This is a genomic window from Inquilinus limosus DSM 16000, assembly GCF_000423185.1.
Taxonomy (GTDB): domain Bacteria; phylum Pseudomonadota; class Alphaproteobacteria; order DSM-16000; family Inquilinaceae; genus Inquilinus; species Inquilinus limosus.
In genome coordinates this window covers 55,893-69,165 of record NZ_KE383987.1, presented here as the reverse complement: position 1 = coordinate 69,165, position 13,273 = coordinate 55,893, and the positions used below count along the sequence as shown (strand labels likewise).

Here is a 13,273-nt window from a genome sequence, read left to right as displayed (position 1 = left end):
GTGGTGTGACGGAAGGGCCGGGCGTGCCGCCCGGCGGGGCGGTTACTGGGCCTGCGGGATCGGCCCCGGTGTCACCGTGCTGGTGCCGGGCTCCGGATCGACCCCGAACCATTTCTTGTGGATCGCGGCCAGGGTGCCGTCGGTCTTCATCGCGCTGATCGCGTCGTTCACCTTCGCCAGCAGCGGATGGTTCTTGCGCGTCATCATGGCGAAGCGCTCTCCGGTCGGGATGCGCACCAGGATCTTCAGCGCCGGCATCTGCTTGATCGCGTACTGAAAGCCGGCCAGTTCGCCCGCGCCGCCGTCGATCCGGCCGTTCTGCGCCTCCAGCAGAAGGTCCTGCTGTGCGTTGTAGCTCTTGACCTCGGCGAAGCCCAGCTTCTCGCCATTCGCCTTGGCGAAGGCCTCGCCGGTCGATCCCGAGATCACGCCGATGGTCTTGCCCTTCAGGTCGTCGAGCGAGTGGATCGGCGAATCCGCCTTGCCGACGATGGTGCCGTCGCTGTCGTAATAGGGCTGGGTGAAGGCCTGGTTCTGCAGACGCTCGTTGGTGACCGAGATCGAGGAGATGGCGAAGTCGATGCGGCCGGAGCTGGTGGCGGCGAACAGCGCCTGGAAGCCCAGGTCCTGGAATTCGACATCGACGCCGATGCGCTTGGCCACCTCCTTGGCCACGTCGACCTCGAAGCCTTCGAAGGCGCCGCTGTCGGTCTTGTATTCCCAGGGCGGGTTGGCGGGGTAGGCCCCGACCGTGACGGTCTCGGCCAGCGCCGGCGATGCCGCCGTCACGCCGAACGCGACCAGGAGTCCCAGCGTCCCGAAGAGCTTCATCGTGCTCGCCTCCTCTGTTGGCCCGCATCGCGGGCATTCTTGGCTTGTCGTCGCCGAAGAGGCAGGCGCTGCTCCGGCCGATGGCCGTCCGCTGGCTGGGCGGGCAGGCTGGAACGCCGCCTCGTTGGTCGCGCTAGGTGATCATGGCGGGTGTCCCCGATCAATCGCATTGTTTTAGGCCTGAAGCTTCTCCCATGCAATTCCATGTTTCCGGCCAGTCAAGGACTGAAGCATGCGGCCAAGTTAATTGTGATTGCAGATATTCTGGCCTAAGATTCCAGACCGGCGGCCGCGATCCGTCCCGCCGGGAGGGGGCAGGCCGGCCGGGCAGAACCATTCGAAAACGGGAGGCAATCATGGCAACCGATCATCTCGCCGGCCTGGCGTCATCACTGCTCGACGGCTCGATCCGGGTGGTCGATCTCACCGCGCCGCTCGGGCCGGAGACGCCGGTCATCCAACTGCCGCCCCAGATCGGCCGGAACACCCCGGCGGTGAAGGTCCACGCCATCTCGCACTACGACGAGAACGGCCCGTTCTGGGCCTGGAACTGGCTCGAGCTCGGCGAGCACACGGGCACGCATTTCGATGCCCCGGTCCATTGGATCACCGGCCGGGACCATGCCGATGGCACCACGGACCGCATCCCGCCGAAGAGCTTCGTCGCGCCGGCCAACGTGATCGACCGCTCGCGGGAGACGGCCGCCGACCCCGACTATCTGCTGACGGTCGAGAGCATCGAGGCCTGGGAGGCCGAGCACGGCGCGATCGAGGCGGGGAGCTGGGTGCTGCTGCGCACCGACTGGTACAAGCGCAACGGGTCGTCGGAGACCTTCCTGAACGCCGACGAGACCGGCCCGCATTCGCCCGGCCCGACCGCGGAGGCGATCGAATACCTGCTGTCGAAAGGCATCGTCGGCTGGGGCTCGGAGACGGTCGGCACCGATGCGGGCTCGGCCGGCGGCATGACGCCACCCTTTCCCGCCCACAACCTGCTGCACAAGGCGAACCGCTACGGCCTGGCCAGCCTGTGTCATCTCGACGAGCTGCCCCCGAAGGGGGCGATCCTGATCGCGGCGCCGCTGAAATTCGTCGGCGGCACCGGCTCGCCGGTGCGCGCGCTTGCGCTGGTGCCGCGGGCAAGGTAGGGCCGGCACAAGTCCGATTGGCTGGAAGCAGATGGGAGCGATGACCGACAGATTTGCCGGAACGGTGCTGCGACGGCCGGACCAGGGCGACACGCGGCCGACCCTGGGCGAGATCGGCCTCAACCAGTTCGCGCCCTATCTGATGAACCGGGTGATGGCGCGGTGGAACGCCAACATGTCCGAGGCGCTGAAGGCGCACGACATGACCACCACCAAGATGCGGGCGCTCGCCATCCTCAGCATCTCGTCGACGCTGACGATCAACGAGCTGTCGGTCTACGCGGTCACCGAGCAGTCGACGATGAGCCGGACGCTCGATGCGCTGGAGGAGCAGGGCTATATCCGCCGGCAGCCGCGGGCCGAGGACATGCGGGTGCGCGACATCGCCATCACCGAGGACGGCCGGGCCGTCTTCGACGCGGTGTGGCCCACCATGTACGCGCTGCTGACGCAGATGTTCGAGGGCGTCGACGGCGACGAATACGTCGCCTTCGTCGCCACCCTGCACAAGATCCTGCGCAACATCCGCAAGCACGACATCTGATAGGGCGGCCCGAGTTCTCAACCGTCATGGCGAGCCCCGAAGGGGCGTGGCCATCCAGGGCGGCTCGCACCGGCCTCTGGATGGCCACGGCGCTCCGCGCCTCGCCATGACGGGGAAGGGGAGGCGTCGACCTCAAAGGCCGCTGGTCTGAGAGGTCCAGGCGCTTACAGCGTCGCGATGGTCTTCAGCGCGCCCTCCAGCGCCGTGCCGTCCTCGTCGGCCAGCGCCGCCTGACGCAGCCGGCGCAGCCAGGCCGCGCCGTCGTCGCGGCCGACCAGCAGGGGCAGGCCGGACAGCACCCGCTCGAACTTCGACTCGCCGCGGGCATGGGTGTCGGAATAGCCCTTGACCAGCCGCCGGCATTTCAGGATCTCGACCGCCAAGTCGTAGTTGGTGCGCAGCACGCCGAGGGCAGTGGCCAGCCAGGCGTCGCGATGCGCCGTCTCGCGCGCATGGCGCAGCGTGCCGCGCCGGACCCTGCGCAGCCCCGACACGGCCTGCAGGCCGAGGAACCAGAGGATCGTCCCGGTGCGCACGCGCCGGCCGCGGCTGACCAGGCGGTCGAGCCGCGCAAAGAGGCCCGGCCTCGCCTCGATCCAGGCGCCGAGCGCCCTCGGCAGGGAGCCGCAGACCTCCGCCATGCGCGGATGCATGTATTCGGTGGTGGTGACGATCTGGTCCGGGCCGGCACCGACCTCTTGGCGCACGCGCTCGAACCGGCGCGATCGGATCTTCAGGTCGGCGACGCGGATCGGGTCGTCATAGGCCATGGCGACCGCCACATGCTTGGCCGCCGCCAGGGTGAAGGCCAAGCCCCTCCCGGCGCCGCCCCAGGCCAGGTCCTCGGCCTGCAGCCGGGCCAGGAGGGTCAGGTATTCGTCCGCATAGGCCGGGTCCTGGTAATCGGTCAGCCGCTTCACCCCGGCGAACAGCATCGGATGGGCGGAGGTCGGAAACTCCTGCGCGATGCGCGCGACGAGGCGGTCCAGTACGGGGTGCCCGGCAGCTGCCGGCAGCGCGTCGAAGCGCTTCCCTGGCGCACGGGAGACGGCCTCGGTCTGCGGCGCGGCGGCCCGGTCGCAGGCGGCGCGGAAGGCGGCCAGGCTCGGCTCCACGCCCCGGCCGCCGGCGCGGATCGTCGCCTCGAAGGCCTGGCGGGGGAAGGGCAGAACCCCGGCCCCGGCCAGGGCCCCGAACATCGCGGCGGAGATCACGCTGCCGTGGCGGCCGGCCACGGCCTCCATGTCGAAGGCGATGGTGCGCCTGGCGGCGAAGCCGGTCGCATCGGTGACGACCACGGGATCCCCGGTGCCGTCCCCCGGCTTCTCCTTCTCGGCCACGGCGAAGGACCGGTGGGTCGAGGCGATCAGCGTGGTGCGGTCGGGCGTGACCAAGCCGCGCAGCACGGCGCGCCCGGCCTCCATCAGCTCGGCCGCCATCACCACGTCGACATCGCCCGGCGTCGGCATCAGCGCGAGGACCGGCGCGGCGCTCGGCTTCGCGGCGATCATCTCGATATAGTAGATGGTCGCGCCGGTGCGTTGCGCCACGCCGGGCACCGAGGTCGACTGGGCGACCCAGCCATTGGCCTCGGCCAGCGCCACGATCCAGTCGGCCAAGACCCCGCCACCCTGGCCGCCCATGGCCAGGATGGCGATGGCCAGCGGCCGGTCCTGGGACAGCAGCGAACGGTCCGGCGGCGGGTCGGCCATGGCGCTCATTCGGCGAAGGCGATGCGGCGGCCCTCGCGGCGGCGCTGCAGCCAGCCGATCACCGCCCCGCGCAGCCGCGCCAGCAGGCGGTCGGCCCGGTTCGGGTTCTGGATGATGTCGGCCCGGTAGAAGGACGGGCACAGGATCGCGGCCTCGGCGACCTCGCCGCAATTGCCGCAGCCGACGCAGGACTGGTCGATGGCGGCGACCGGGTCGTCCTTCAGGGGGTCGTCGGTGTGCTTCACCGACAGCGACGGGCAGCCGGACAGCCGGATGCAGGCATGGTCGCCGGTGCAGACATCCTCGTCGACGCCGAAGCGCTGCCGGACCACGCGCCGCCCTTCCTTCACCGCCCGGGCCAGCAGCGGCCGGATCCGGCGCTGCTTGTTCAGCATGCATTCGGACGAGGCGACGATGATCTTCGGCCCGGGCTCCGGGGTCGTCAGCGCCTCGAGGAAGGTGTCGCGCAGGCGGGCCACGTCATAGGTCCGGTCGATCTGGCGCACCCATTTGGCGCCGACGCCCCGGACCGCGTCGGTGATCGCGTTGTTGGTCTGGCGCCGCGGGTTGTCGGCGCGGGAGGACGGGATGTCCTGGCCGCCGGTCGCCGCGGAATAGTAGTTGTCGACGATCAGGATGACGCCGTCATGCTTGTTGAAGACGGCATTGCCGATCGAGGAGGCGAGGCCATTGTGCCAGAAGCCGCCGTCGCCCATCACCGAGATCGCCCGCTTCTCCGCCTTGACGTTGAAGGCCGATGCCGAGGCCGGGCCGAGGCCGTAGCCCATCGTGGTCGCGCCGATGTTGAAGGGCGGCAGGATCGAGAACAGGTGGCAGCCGATATCCGCCGAGACATGGTGGGGCCCGAGCTCCTTCTCCGCCAGCTTGAGCGCGGCGAAGATCGGCCGTTCGGGGCAGCCGGTGCAGAAGCCGGCCGGGCGCGGCGGCACGACCTCGGCCAGCGCCTTGACGCGCGGGTCGGCCAGCACCGCCGAGGCGTCCGGCCGCGGCGGCCGGTTGCCCAGCAGCGCCGGCGCATGGGCCTCGAGGAAGGCCGAAAGCCCCTTCATCAGCACCGGCGCGGTATATTCGCCGCCCATCGGCAGCACGTCCTTGCCCGAGACCCGGGTCTGGATGTCGCGGCGCTTCAGGATGGTGTTGAGCGACTGTTCGATGTAGTCCGGCGAGCCTTCCTCGACCATCAGCACCGCGCGCTTGGCCGCGCAGAAACCCGCGAGCTCGTCGTCGATCAGAGGATAGGCGACGTTGAGCACATGGATCGGGACGAGGGAACAGCCATAGACGTCGGCCAGGCCCAGCAGCTGCAGCGAGCGGATGAGCGAATTGTAGAGCCCGCCCAGCACGACGATGCCGACATCGCCCTCGGCCGGGCCGAAGGTCTCGTTGAGCCTGCGGCTCTTGATGAACTCGACCGCCGCGGGCCAGCGCTGCTCGATCTTCTCCTTCTCATGCAGGAATGAGGCGGGCGGCAGCACGATCCGGTTGGTGTCCCGGACCGGGTTCTCCATCGCCTGCTTGAGCGTGAAGGCCGGGCGCCTGTTGTCCTTGGCGACGAACTGGCCGTGCACATGGCAGGTGCGGATGCGGACCTGCAGCATAACCGGAGTGCGGGAGGCTTCAGAAAGCTCGAACCCGGCCTCGACAGCCTCGACGATGGACGGCAGATTCGGGCGCGGATCGAGCAGCCAGATCTGCGACTTCATCGCGTAGGCGTGGCTCCGTTCCTGCATGATCGAGGAGCCTTCGCCGTAGTCCTCGCCGATGATGACGAGCGTGCCGCCGGTGACCCCTCCCGACGACAGGTTCGAGAGCGCGTCGGCGGCGACGTTGGTGCCGGCGGTGGACTTCCAGGTCACGGCGCCGCGGAGGGGATACATCACCGACGCCGACAGCATCGCCGCGGCCGCCGCCTCGGAGGCGGAGGTCTCGAAATGGACGCCCAGCTCCTCCATCACGTCCTTGGCGTCCGACAGCACGTCCATGAGGTGGGAGATGGGGGATCCCTGATAGCCCCCGACATAGGCCACACCGGACTGCAACAGGGCCTTGGTGATCGCGAGAATGCCTTCGCCCCGGAAGGTTTCACCGTCCCCGAGCTTCAGATCCTCGACTTCACGTGCGAACGAACGCTCGGCCATGGCGATCCTCCGCCGGCGACCCCTGCGGCGCAAATTATTTGCAGCAGCATATTTTGCGGCAGGTTGTTGTCAACATGGGATCGATCGCCGTGCTTGGAGACGAGCCTAGAGGTTGCATGGACAATCTCTCTGCCCGACAACGCCGAATCCGGGAGCAGGCGGTGGATGCAGGCACAATCATGCACGCCGTTCTCGAGATGGCACAGCGCCGCCCTGGAGCTACAGCGCCCGCTCGGTTTCCTCGTCGAACACCGACGCGCGGTTGAGGTTGATCTCGAGCCCGATGGTCTCGCCGGGGCTGCTGACGTCGTGAGCCTGAAGCTCCGCGAGCGCGGGTGTCTCGCCGAGGCGGAACGTCGCGAATGTTCGCGAGCCGGTCGGCTGGAGCAGCTCGATGGTCGCATCGATGCGGACGAAGCCGGGCGACGATACGCCGTGCCGTGCCCGCCCGACATGCTCCGGCCGCAGCCCGAGGAGCACGCGGGTTCCGGCCAGGATCGCGTCCGGGAGACGCCCAGCCGGCAAAGACAGGGGCGTTTCGCTGCCGTCGACCAGGACGGCCGTTTCTCCTTCCCGCCGGACGACGCTTCCCGGCAGGAAGCTCATCCTCGGCGAGCCCAGGAATCCGGCGACGAAGCGGGATGCCGGCCGTTCGAACAGCTCCGCCGGCGACCCCATCTGCTCGATCCGGCCGTCGCGCATCAGGACGATGCGATCGGCCAGCGTCATCGCCTCGATCTGGTCGTGGGTGACATAGATCATCGTCGTGGCGATGTCCCGATGCAGCCGCTTGATCTCGCCGCGCATCTCGTCCCGCAGCTGCGCGTCCAGGTTGGACAGCGGCTCGTCGAACAGGAAGATCTGCGGCTCGCGCACGATCGCGCGGCCGATGGCGACGCGCTGCCGCTGGCCGCCGGACAGCTGGCGCGGATAGCGGTCGAGCAGCGGCGTGATGCCGAGCATCCCGGCGACGCGCCTGACACGCCGGCCGATCTCGTCCGCCGGCATCTTCCTGGCCCGCAGCCCGAATCCGATGTTCCTCTCGACCGTCAGATGCGGATAGAGGGCGTAGTCCTGGAAGACCATGGCCACGTCGCGGTCGCGGGGCCGCATGTCATTCACCACCTCGCCGCCGATCATGATGGTGCCTTCGCTGGCCTCCTCCAGCCCGGCGATCGTCCGTAGCAGCGTGCTCTTGCCGCAGCCGGACGGCCCCACCAGCACCGTGAACTCGCCATCGGCGATCTCGAGGTCGATCCCCTGCACGGCATGGAAGGGACCGAAGCGTTTGTGCAGGCCGCTGATCTTCACATCCGCCATCGACGCGCTCCCTTCATCCGCGAACGGCGCCGAGCGTCAGCCCGCGCACCAGATGCCGCTGCGCCAGCACCCCGAGCGCGATCGACGGCGCGAGGGAGACGATGGCGAGAGCGCTGGCCTCGCCATACTGCGCGCCCTGGAAGCCGAGGAAGGCGCGGAACACGGTCGGCAGGGTGAAGGCCGTGCGGCTGGTGAGGACCAGGGCGAAGAAGAACTCGGTCCAGCAGGCGATGAAGGCGAAGACGGCTGCGGCGACGATGCCGGGCGCCGCCAGCGGCACCGCCACCTGCCAGAAGGCCTGCCACTGCGTGCAGCCGTCGACCAGGGCCGCATCCTCCATGGACCGCGGCATGCTGCGGAAATAGGCCAGCATCATCCAGACCGATACGGGCAGCGTGAAGACGGTGTAGGCGATGATCAGGCCGAGTCGGGTGTCGTGCAGGCCCACGCTGCGGTAGATCAGGAAGATCGGCAGCACCACCGCGATCGGCGGCAGGAAGCGCTGCGACAGGACCCAGAAGGACAGGTGCCTCCCGCCGGTGTTGAAGCGGGCGAGGCTGTAGGCCATCGTCGTCCCGATCAGCACCGACAGCACGGTCGCCGCCAGCGACACGACCAGGCTGTTGATCAGGCCCTGCAGCCCGCGATAGGCGAAGAGCGCGGCGGTGTAGTGCACGGTGGTCGGCTCCGCCGGGAACCAGACCGGCGGGATGGCCAGATAGTCGTCGCTCGGCTTGATCGAGGTCACGAACATCCAATAGATCGGCGCCAGCACGAAGGCGACGAACAGGCCGAGAAAAAGGAAGCGGCCGATCGCGGGCCGGCGGCGGCGTCGCCGGCGGGTGGGCACGGGCCGCGTCTGCGGGATGGTCGACATCAGGCCGGCTCCGATTTCACCAGGCGCTTCACCAGCAGCCCGACCAGGACGGAGATCAGGATCAGGAAGATCCAGCTTCCCGCCGTCGCCTGCGACAGGTGGAACTGCGTGAAGCCCACGGTGTAGAGGTAGTAGGAGCTGGTGTAGGTCTTGGTGCCGGGCCCGCCTCCCGTCATGATGAAGATCGTGTCGAACAGGCGCACTGCATCGAGCAGCCGGAAGATGACCGCCACGGTCATGATCGGGGCGATCTGCGGCAGCGTGATCAGTCGGAACGCCTGCCAGCCGCCGACTCCGTCGAGTTCGGCCGCCTCGTAGAGATTGGGCGGGATCGCCGTCAGCCCTGCCAGCAGGATGACGAACATGAACGGTGTCCACTGCCACACATCGGCGATGATCAGCGCGATGTAGAGCCATGGGGCCTGGGTGAGCCAGCTGATCGTCACCTCCTGCCCGAGAAGCTGGCTGAGCAGATAGTTCGTCGGCCCGAACGGGCGCTGGAGCAGCAGGGTCCAGGCCTGTCCGACGATGACCGGGCTGATGAAGAGCGGGATGATGAGGATCGACATCACCAGCCCGCGCCCCGGAAAGCGACGCACCATGGCCAGCGCGAGCGCGAGGCCGAGCCCGAGCTCGATGGCGACACTGGCCGCCGACAGCAGGATCGTCAGAACCAGCGAGCGTTGCGCCACCGGGTCGAAGACCACCATCGAGAAGTTCTTCAGGCCGACAAAGGCATGGCCCGGGATCTGGAAGTCGTAATTGACGAACGAAACCCAGAGGGAAAAGGCGAGCGGATAGATCGACAGCGACAGGATCAGCAGCACGGCCGGGATCACGAGCAGCCATCTGAAGTGCCGATCGCTCCATTCGGAAAAGCTCGCCCTTCGGCGCGGCAGGCGCCGTGTCGAGGAGAGGGCGGGGGAGGCGTCAGACATCATGCCGCTACCCGTCGATGATGATGGCCGACGGGGCGGATCCTGCGGTCCGCCGCCGCCGTCGCGTCACAGCTTCACGGTCATCCCGAGCGCCTCGACCGTGTGATCGGCCGAGGAGCCGGGGAGCTTCTTGTATTCCTCGTAGAACGCCTTCTGGCTGTCGAGGCCGAGCCGCTCCGTCGTCTGGTCCCATTCCGCCGCCGCCGTCTCCAGCGCCGCCTTGGGATCGGCGCCGGCCCAGACTGAGGAGCACATGCGATCGAGGCTGAGCGCGTAGTCCTGCCAGCCGGGCATGATCATGTCGAGGAGGCCGACATTGGCCGAGTTGCTGAGATTGGCGAGGTACTCCTTCGCATCGGGCCAGAGGGCGCCGTACAGCTCCGACTTGTAGTGCGACAGGCGATAAGGATCGCGCAGCGCGTAAGGCAAAATCGTACGGGCCAGCGACACCGGTGGGGAGGTCGCCCACTGCATGAACAGATAGGCGGCCTCGGGGTTGGCGGAGTCCGCCGCGAGCGCCTTGGTGTAGCCGGACGCGTGCTCCGGATTTCCGGGGACGACGGCATAGCCGACCTTGCCGGCGATGGAGGAGCGCGGAATGAAGTTGATGGCCGCGTCGCTCTGCGAATAGTTCGCGGTCATGCGGCCGGTGGGCGGCCATGAATAGATCATGGCGACCTTGCCCTGCAGGAAGGCGGCCCACAGCGACACGGCGTCGAGCTCGTTGTTGCCCGGGATCGAGGCCTTGTTGGCCGCGATCATGTTCTCCAGCGTCTTGATTCCGGCAGGCGAGGCCAGCTGGGCCTTCATGTTGCCGTCGAACAGCTCGCCCTTGTTCGCCCGGAACTGCTGCAGGAAATCGAACTGGTTGCCCGGGCTGCCGGCCTTCCGGAAATGTCCGGCGCCGTAGAGATTGGGGGCCATCTGGTCCGTGATGAACTGGGCGACCTGGGCGTAGTCCTCCCAGGTCTTCGGAACCTCCAGCGGTTTGCCGAACTTCTGGCTGTATGCATCCTTGAGTTTCGGATCGGCGAAGATGTCCTTGCGGTAGTACAGGGCGAACATGTCGCCGTCATCGAAGAAGCCCCAGATTTTGCCTTTATAGGTCGGCAATGCCTTGTACAGCGGATGATAGTCGTCGAAATCCGCCTTGTTCATGTACTGGGCGATGTAGTCGTCCAGCGGCGCGATGACTCCACCCTCGGCGAGCGACGGGGTCCAGGCCGGCTCGATGTCGAGGATGTCGTAGGCGCCGGACCCGGCGATGTGCTCGGCCACCGGCTTGGAATACTGGTCGGGATGCGACAGCTCGATCACATTGGACTTGATGCCGGTCAGCTGTTCCCACAGCGGCCCGGAGAAATGCCGCGGATCGAGCGCCTGGAGCCCGGACTCATAGGTCATGTTCAGGGCGATGCCCTGGTACTGCTTGGCGGCCTGGACGGCCCGGTAGGCCGATCCGTCGGCCGGGCCCTCGGTGGAGGCCTTGAGCGCGGCGGCCTGGGCCTGGCCGAGCGGCGTCGACGGGTCGGCCAGCTGCGCTGCCGCCTGCGCCAGCGCCGAGCGGCTGATCGAGGCCAGCAGCGGGCCGGAGACCGCCAGCATGCCGGTCATCTGGCCGAACCTCTTGATGAAGCTGCGCCGGGTGGGCTCCCCGCGCAGCCAGGCGTCGACCTCGGCTGCCAAGCCGGCTTCGAACTCGCGCCTCTTCTGATCGTTCATGGTCGCCTGTCCTCCCTGGAACTGCCGGTCGTCAGCGCCGGCTGCACTCCATCTTCACTCTTCTCTTCCGTCCGCGAGCGCCGCGTTCAGGCGACCGCCCTCGATCGGAAGGGGTACCGCTCTCACGGTCCGGCGCCGAAGCGCCGCCCCAGATCCTCCAGCCTCTGCCGCCAGAGCTGCGTGTCGAGCACCGCCCGGTTCACGACACCGCGGGGCACGCGCCCCTGCTGCACCTCCAGCACCGCCCGGACATCCGCTGCCCCGTTGCCGGCGAAGCATTGATCGGTCCAGCACAGGGCATGCGGCGTCAGGATGACGTTGTCGAGCTTGAGGATCGGGTCGTCGGCATCCGGCGGTTCCCGCTCCAGGACGTCGAGCCCGGCCCCGGCGATCCGCCGGTCCTGAAGCACCCGGGTGAGCGCCGCCTGATCCACGATCGGACCGCGCGCGGTGTTGATCAGATAGGCCGTCGGCTTCATCAGGGCGAGCCGGTCGGCGTTGACGAGATGGCGGGTCTCCGGCGTGAGCGGACAGCTGACCGAGACCACGTCGGCGCGGCGGAACACATCCTCCAGCCCGACGAGCTCGACCCCCAGCTCCTCCGCCACCGCTCGGTCGGCGGCGGGGTCATGGGCGATGAATCTCATCTCGAACGGCTTCGCCATCCGGAACATCTCGGCGCCGATATTGCCGATGCCGATCGAACCGAGGGTCCGGCCGACGAGGCCCATGCCCATGTGCTCGGACCGTTTGGCGAAGCCAGCCGCGCCCTGCCGCGTCAGCCGGTCCTTGATCAGCAGCTTGCCGGTGAGCGCCAGCATGAGCGTGATGATCGACACCGCCACCGGGCGGCGCACCCCGTCCGGCGTGATCACCAGGGCGGTCCCGGCCTTGGTGCACGCATCCACATCCACGGTGTCGTAGCCGACGCCGAAGCGGGCGACGACGGCCAGTCGGCCGCTCCGCGGCACGCTGTCCGCCGTGAAGCGATGGGCCAGCAGGATCAGCGCGTCGACATCCTCGAGCTGGTCGGCGCGCAGCGGATCGGCCGGCTCGAGGAACGTCACCTCGACCCCCGGGGCCGAGCGCAGGGGCGAGAGATCGAAATCCGGATAGGTCGGCGACCCGTCGGCCTTCCGGAAATCGCCCGACAGGGCGATGCGGAACGGCGTGGTCATGGCCTCAGCTCCTCACGGCCTTTGCGCCTTCGCGGAGGCGCGCCATGGCGTCGGCCAAGGCGTCGTGCAGCACCCACACGTCGCCGGAATAGCAGATGAAATCGAAGCCGGCGGCGTTGAGTTCGATGCCCTGGGCGACCGTCGGCACCAGGCGCCCCAACGCCTTCTTGTGCTTCTCGCAGGCCTCGATCGTGCGGTCGATGGCGCGCCGGAAGTCGGGATGGTCGAACTGGCCTGGGATGCCGAGAGACACGGACAAATCGAAATGCCCCACCCACAAAGCGTCGACGCCTTCGGTGGACGCGATCTCGTCGACATTCCTCACGCCGTCGGCCGTCTCGATCTGGCAGAACAGCGTCGAGCGCCGGTTGGCGGCGGAAAGCTTGTCCGCCACGCTGCCCGGCCTATACCGGTCATGGGCGACCTGGAGGGCCACGCCCCGTCCACCGGCCGGATGGTATTTCATCGAGCGCACGATTTCGCGCGCCTCGACGGCGGACCCGACCATCGGCAGCATCAGCCCTTCGGCGCCCATATCCATCGCCCGGGCGATGTGATGGTACTCGCGCGACGGCACCCGCACGATCGCGGGCAGCTGCGCGGCCTCGAAATAGCGCAGCGCGCTCTTCACCGTCTCGAAATGGAAGCCGGAGTGCTCGAGGTCGAACAGCACGAAATCGCAGCCTGCCGATTTCAGGATGTGCCCGATGCCCGGTGTGGCGAATTCGACGATGAAGTGCCCGAACTTCGGCGCCTTGGTGCCGGCCATGGTCTTCAGGTCTTCGTACGCCACTCCGGTTCCTCCCATTGCTCCGCCCGGTCCTTTGGTCCTGGGCTGCGTGTT

At 68.0% G+C, this 13,273-nt stretch carries 11 protein-coding genes; 2 read left to right on the top strand and 9 right to left on the bottom strand.

The features are described from left to right. Positions 1-42: 42 nt before the first annotated feature. A complete protein-coding gene (locus tag G537_RS0133420; protein ID WP_026873739.1) occupies positions 43-831 on the bottom strand; it encodes an ABC transporter substrate-binding protein in 789 nt (262 codons plus the stop codon). 356 nt (positions 832-1,187) lie between these two features. On the opposite strand from G537_RS0133420, the gene G537_RS0133415 reads away from it, so the two are divergent. Beyond that, positions 1,188-1,979, top strand: a complete 792-nt coding sequence (locus tag G537_RS0133415; RefSeq protein WP_026873738.1) for a cyclase family protein — start codon at positions 1,188-1,190, stop codon at positions 1,977-1,979. A 40-nt stretch (positions 1,980-2,019) separates the two neighbouring features. Beyond that, the gene (locus tag G537_RS0133410) at positions 2,020-2,523 is read left to right on the top strand and encodes a MarR family winged helix-turn-helix transcriptional regulator (RefSeq protein ID WP_026873737.1); all 504 of its coding nucleotides are present in this window, start codon (positions 2,020-2,022) and stop codon (positions 2,521-2,523) included. Positions 2,524-2,687: 164 nt separating this feature from the next. Here G537_RS0133410 and G537_RS0133405 read toward each other — a convergent pair whose 3' ends face one another. The 8 genes from G537_RS0133405 to G537_RS41380 all read right to left on the bottom strand — a co-directional run bounded on the left by G537_RS0133405 (position 2,688) and on the right by G537_RS41380 (position 13,222). Next, positions 2,688-4,235 (bottom strand): indolepyruvate oxidoreductase subunit beta family protein, encoded by a 1,548-nt coding sequence (locus G537_RS0133405; RefSeq protein ID WP_162146189.1) that lies wholly within the window; start codon positions 4,233-4,235, stop codon positions 2,688-2,690. A 5-nt stretch (positions 4,236-4,240) separates the two neighbouring features. Continuing rightward, positions 4,241-6,394 carry a ferredoxin family protein gene (locus G537_RS0133400; protein ID WP_026873735.1) on the bottom strand — a complete coding sequence of 718 codons (2,154 nt, stop codon included), beginning with the start codon at positions 6,392-6,394 and terminating at the stop codon, positions 4,241-4,243. A 219-nt stretch (positions 6,395-6,613) separates the two neighbouring features. Beyond that, the gene (locus G537_RS0133395) at positions 6,614-7,714 is read right to left on the bottom strand and encodes an ABC transporter ATP-binding protein (protein WP_026873734.1); all 1,101 of its coding nucleotides are present in this window, start codon (positions 7,712-7,714) and stop codon (positions 6,614-6,616) included. A 13-nt stretch (positions 7,715-7,727) separates the two neighbouring features. Continuing rightward, on the bottom strand, positions 7,728-8,591 hold the full coding sequence (locus G537_RS0133390; RefSeq protein ID WP_026873733.1) for a carbohydrate ABC transporter permease: 864 nt from the start codon (positions 8,589-8,591) through the stop codon (positions 7,728-7,730). Then, a complete protein-coding gene (locus G537_RS0133385) occupies positions 8,591-9,430 on the bottom strand; it encodes a carbohydrate ABC transporter permease (RefSeq protein ID WP_026873732.1) in 840 nt (279 codons plus the stop codon). Before G537_RS0133385 ends, G537_RS0133390 begins: the two co-directional genes overlap by 1 nt. 165 nt (positions 9,431-9,595) lie before the next feature. Further along, positions 9,596-11,251, bottom strand: a complete 1,656-nt coding sequence (locus tag G537_RS0133380) for an extracellular solute-binding protein (protein ID WP_026873731.1) — start codon at positions 11,249-11,251, stop codon at positions 9,596-9,598. A gap of 122 nt (positions 11,252-11,373) precedes the next feature. Beyond that, a complete protein-coding gene (locus tag G537_RS0133375; protein WP_026873730.1) occupies positions 11,374-12,429 on the bottom strand; it encodes an NAD(P)-dependent oxidoreductase in 1,056 nt (351 codons plus the stop codon). 4 nt (positions 12,430-12,433) lie between these two features. Beyond that, positions 12,434-13,222: an HpcH/HpaI aldolase family protein gene (locus G537_RS41380; protein ID WP_051249451.1), complete on the bottom strand. Its 789-nt coding sequence runs from the start codon at positions 13,220-13,222 to the stop codon at positions 12,434-12,436. Positions 13,223-13,273: the final 51 nt, after the last annotated feature.

Excerpts from the sequence above, each read along its gene's own strand:
- G537_RS0133420 (WP_026873739.1), bottom strand. The coding sequence starts at position 831 with ATGAAGCTCTTCGGGACGCTGGGACTCCTGGTCGCGTTCGGCGTGACG.
- G537_RS0133415 (WP_026873738.1), top strand. The coding sequence starts at position 1,188 with ATGGCAACCGATCATCTCGCCGGCCTGGCGTCATCACTGCTCGACGGC.
- G537_RS0133410 (WP_026873737.1), top strand. The coding sequence starts at position 2,020 with ATGACCGACAGATTTGCCGGAACGGTGCTGCGACGGCCGGACCAGGGC.
- G537_RS0133405 (WP_162146189.1), bottom strand. The coding sequence starts at position 4,235 with ATGGCCGACCCGCCGCCGGACCGTTCGCTGCTGTCCCAGGACCGGCCG.
- G537_RS0133400 (WP_026873735.1), bottom strand. The coding sequence starts at position 6,394 with ATGGCCGAGCGTTCGTTCGCACGTGAAGTCGAGGATCTGAAGCTCGGG.
- G537_RS0133395 (WP_026873734.1), bottom strand. The coding sequence starts at position 7,714 with ATGGCGGATGTGAAGATCAGCGGCCTGCACAAACGCTTCGGTCCCTTC.
- G537_RS0133390 (WP_026873733.1), bottom strand. The coding sequence starts at position 8,591 with ATGTCGACCATCCCGCAGACGCGGCCCGTGCCCACCCGCCGGCGACGC.
- G537_RS0133380 (WP_026873731.1), bottom strand. The coding sequence starts at position 11,251 with ATGAACGATCAGAAGAGGCGCGAGTTCGAAGCCGGCTTGGCAGCCGAG.
- G537_RS0133375 (WP_026873730.1), bottom strand. The coding sequence starts at position 12,429 with ATGACCACGCCGTTCCGCATCGCCCTGTCGGGCGATTTCCGGAAGGCC.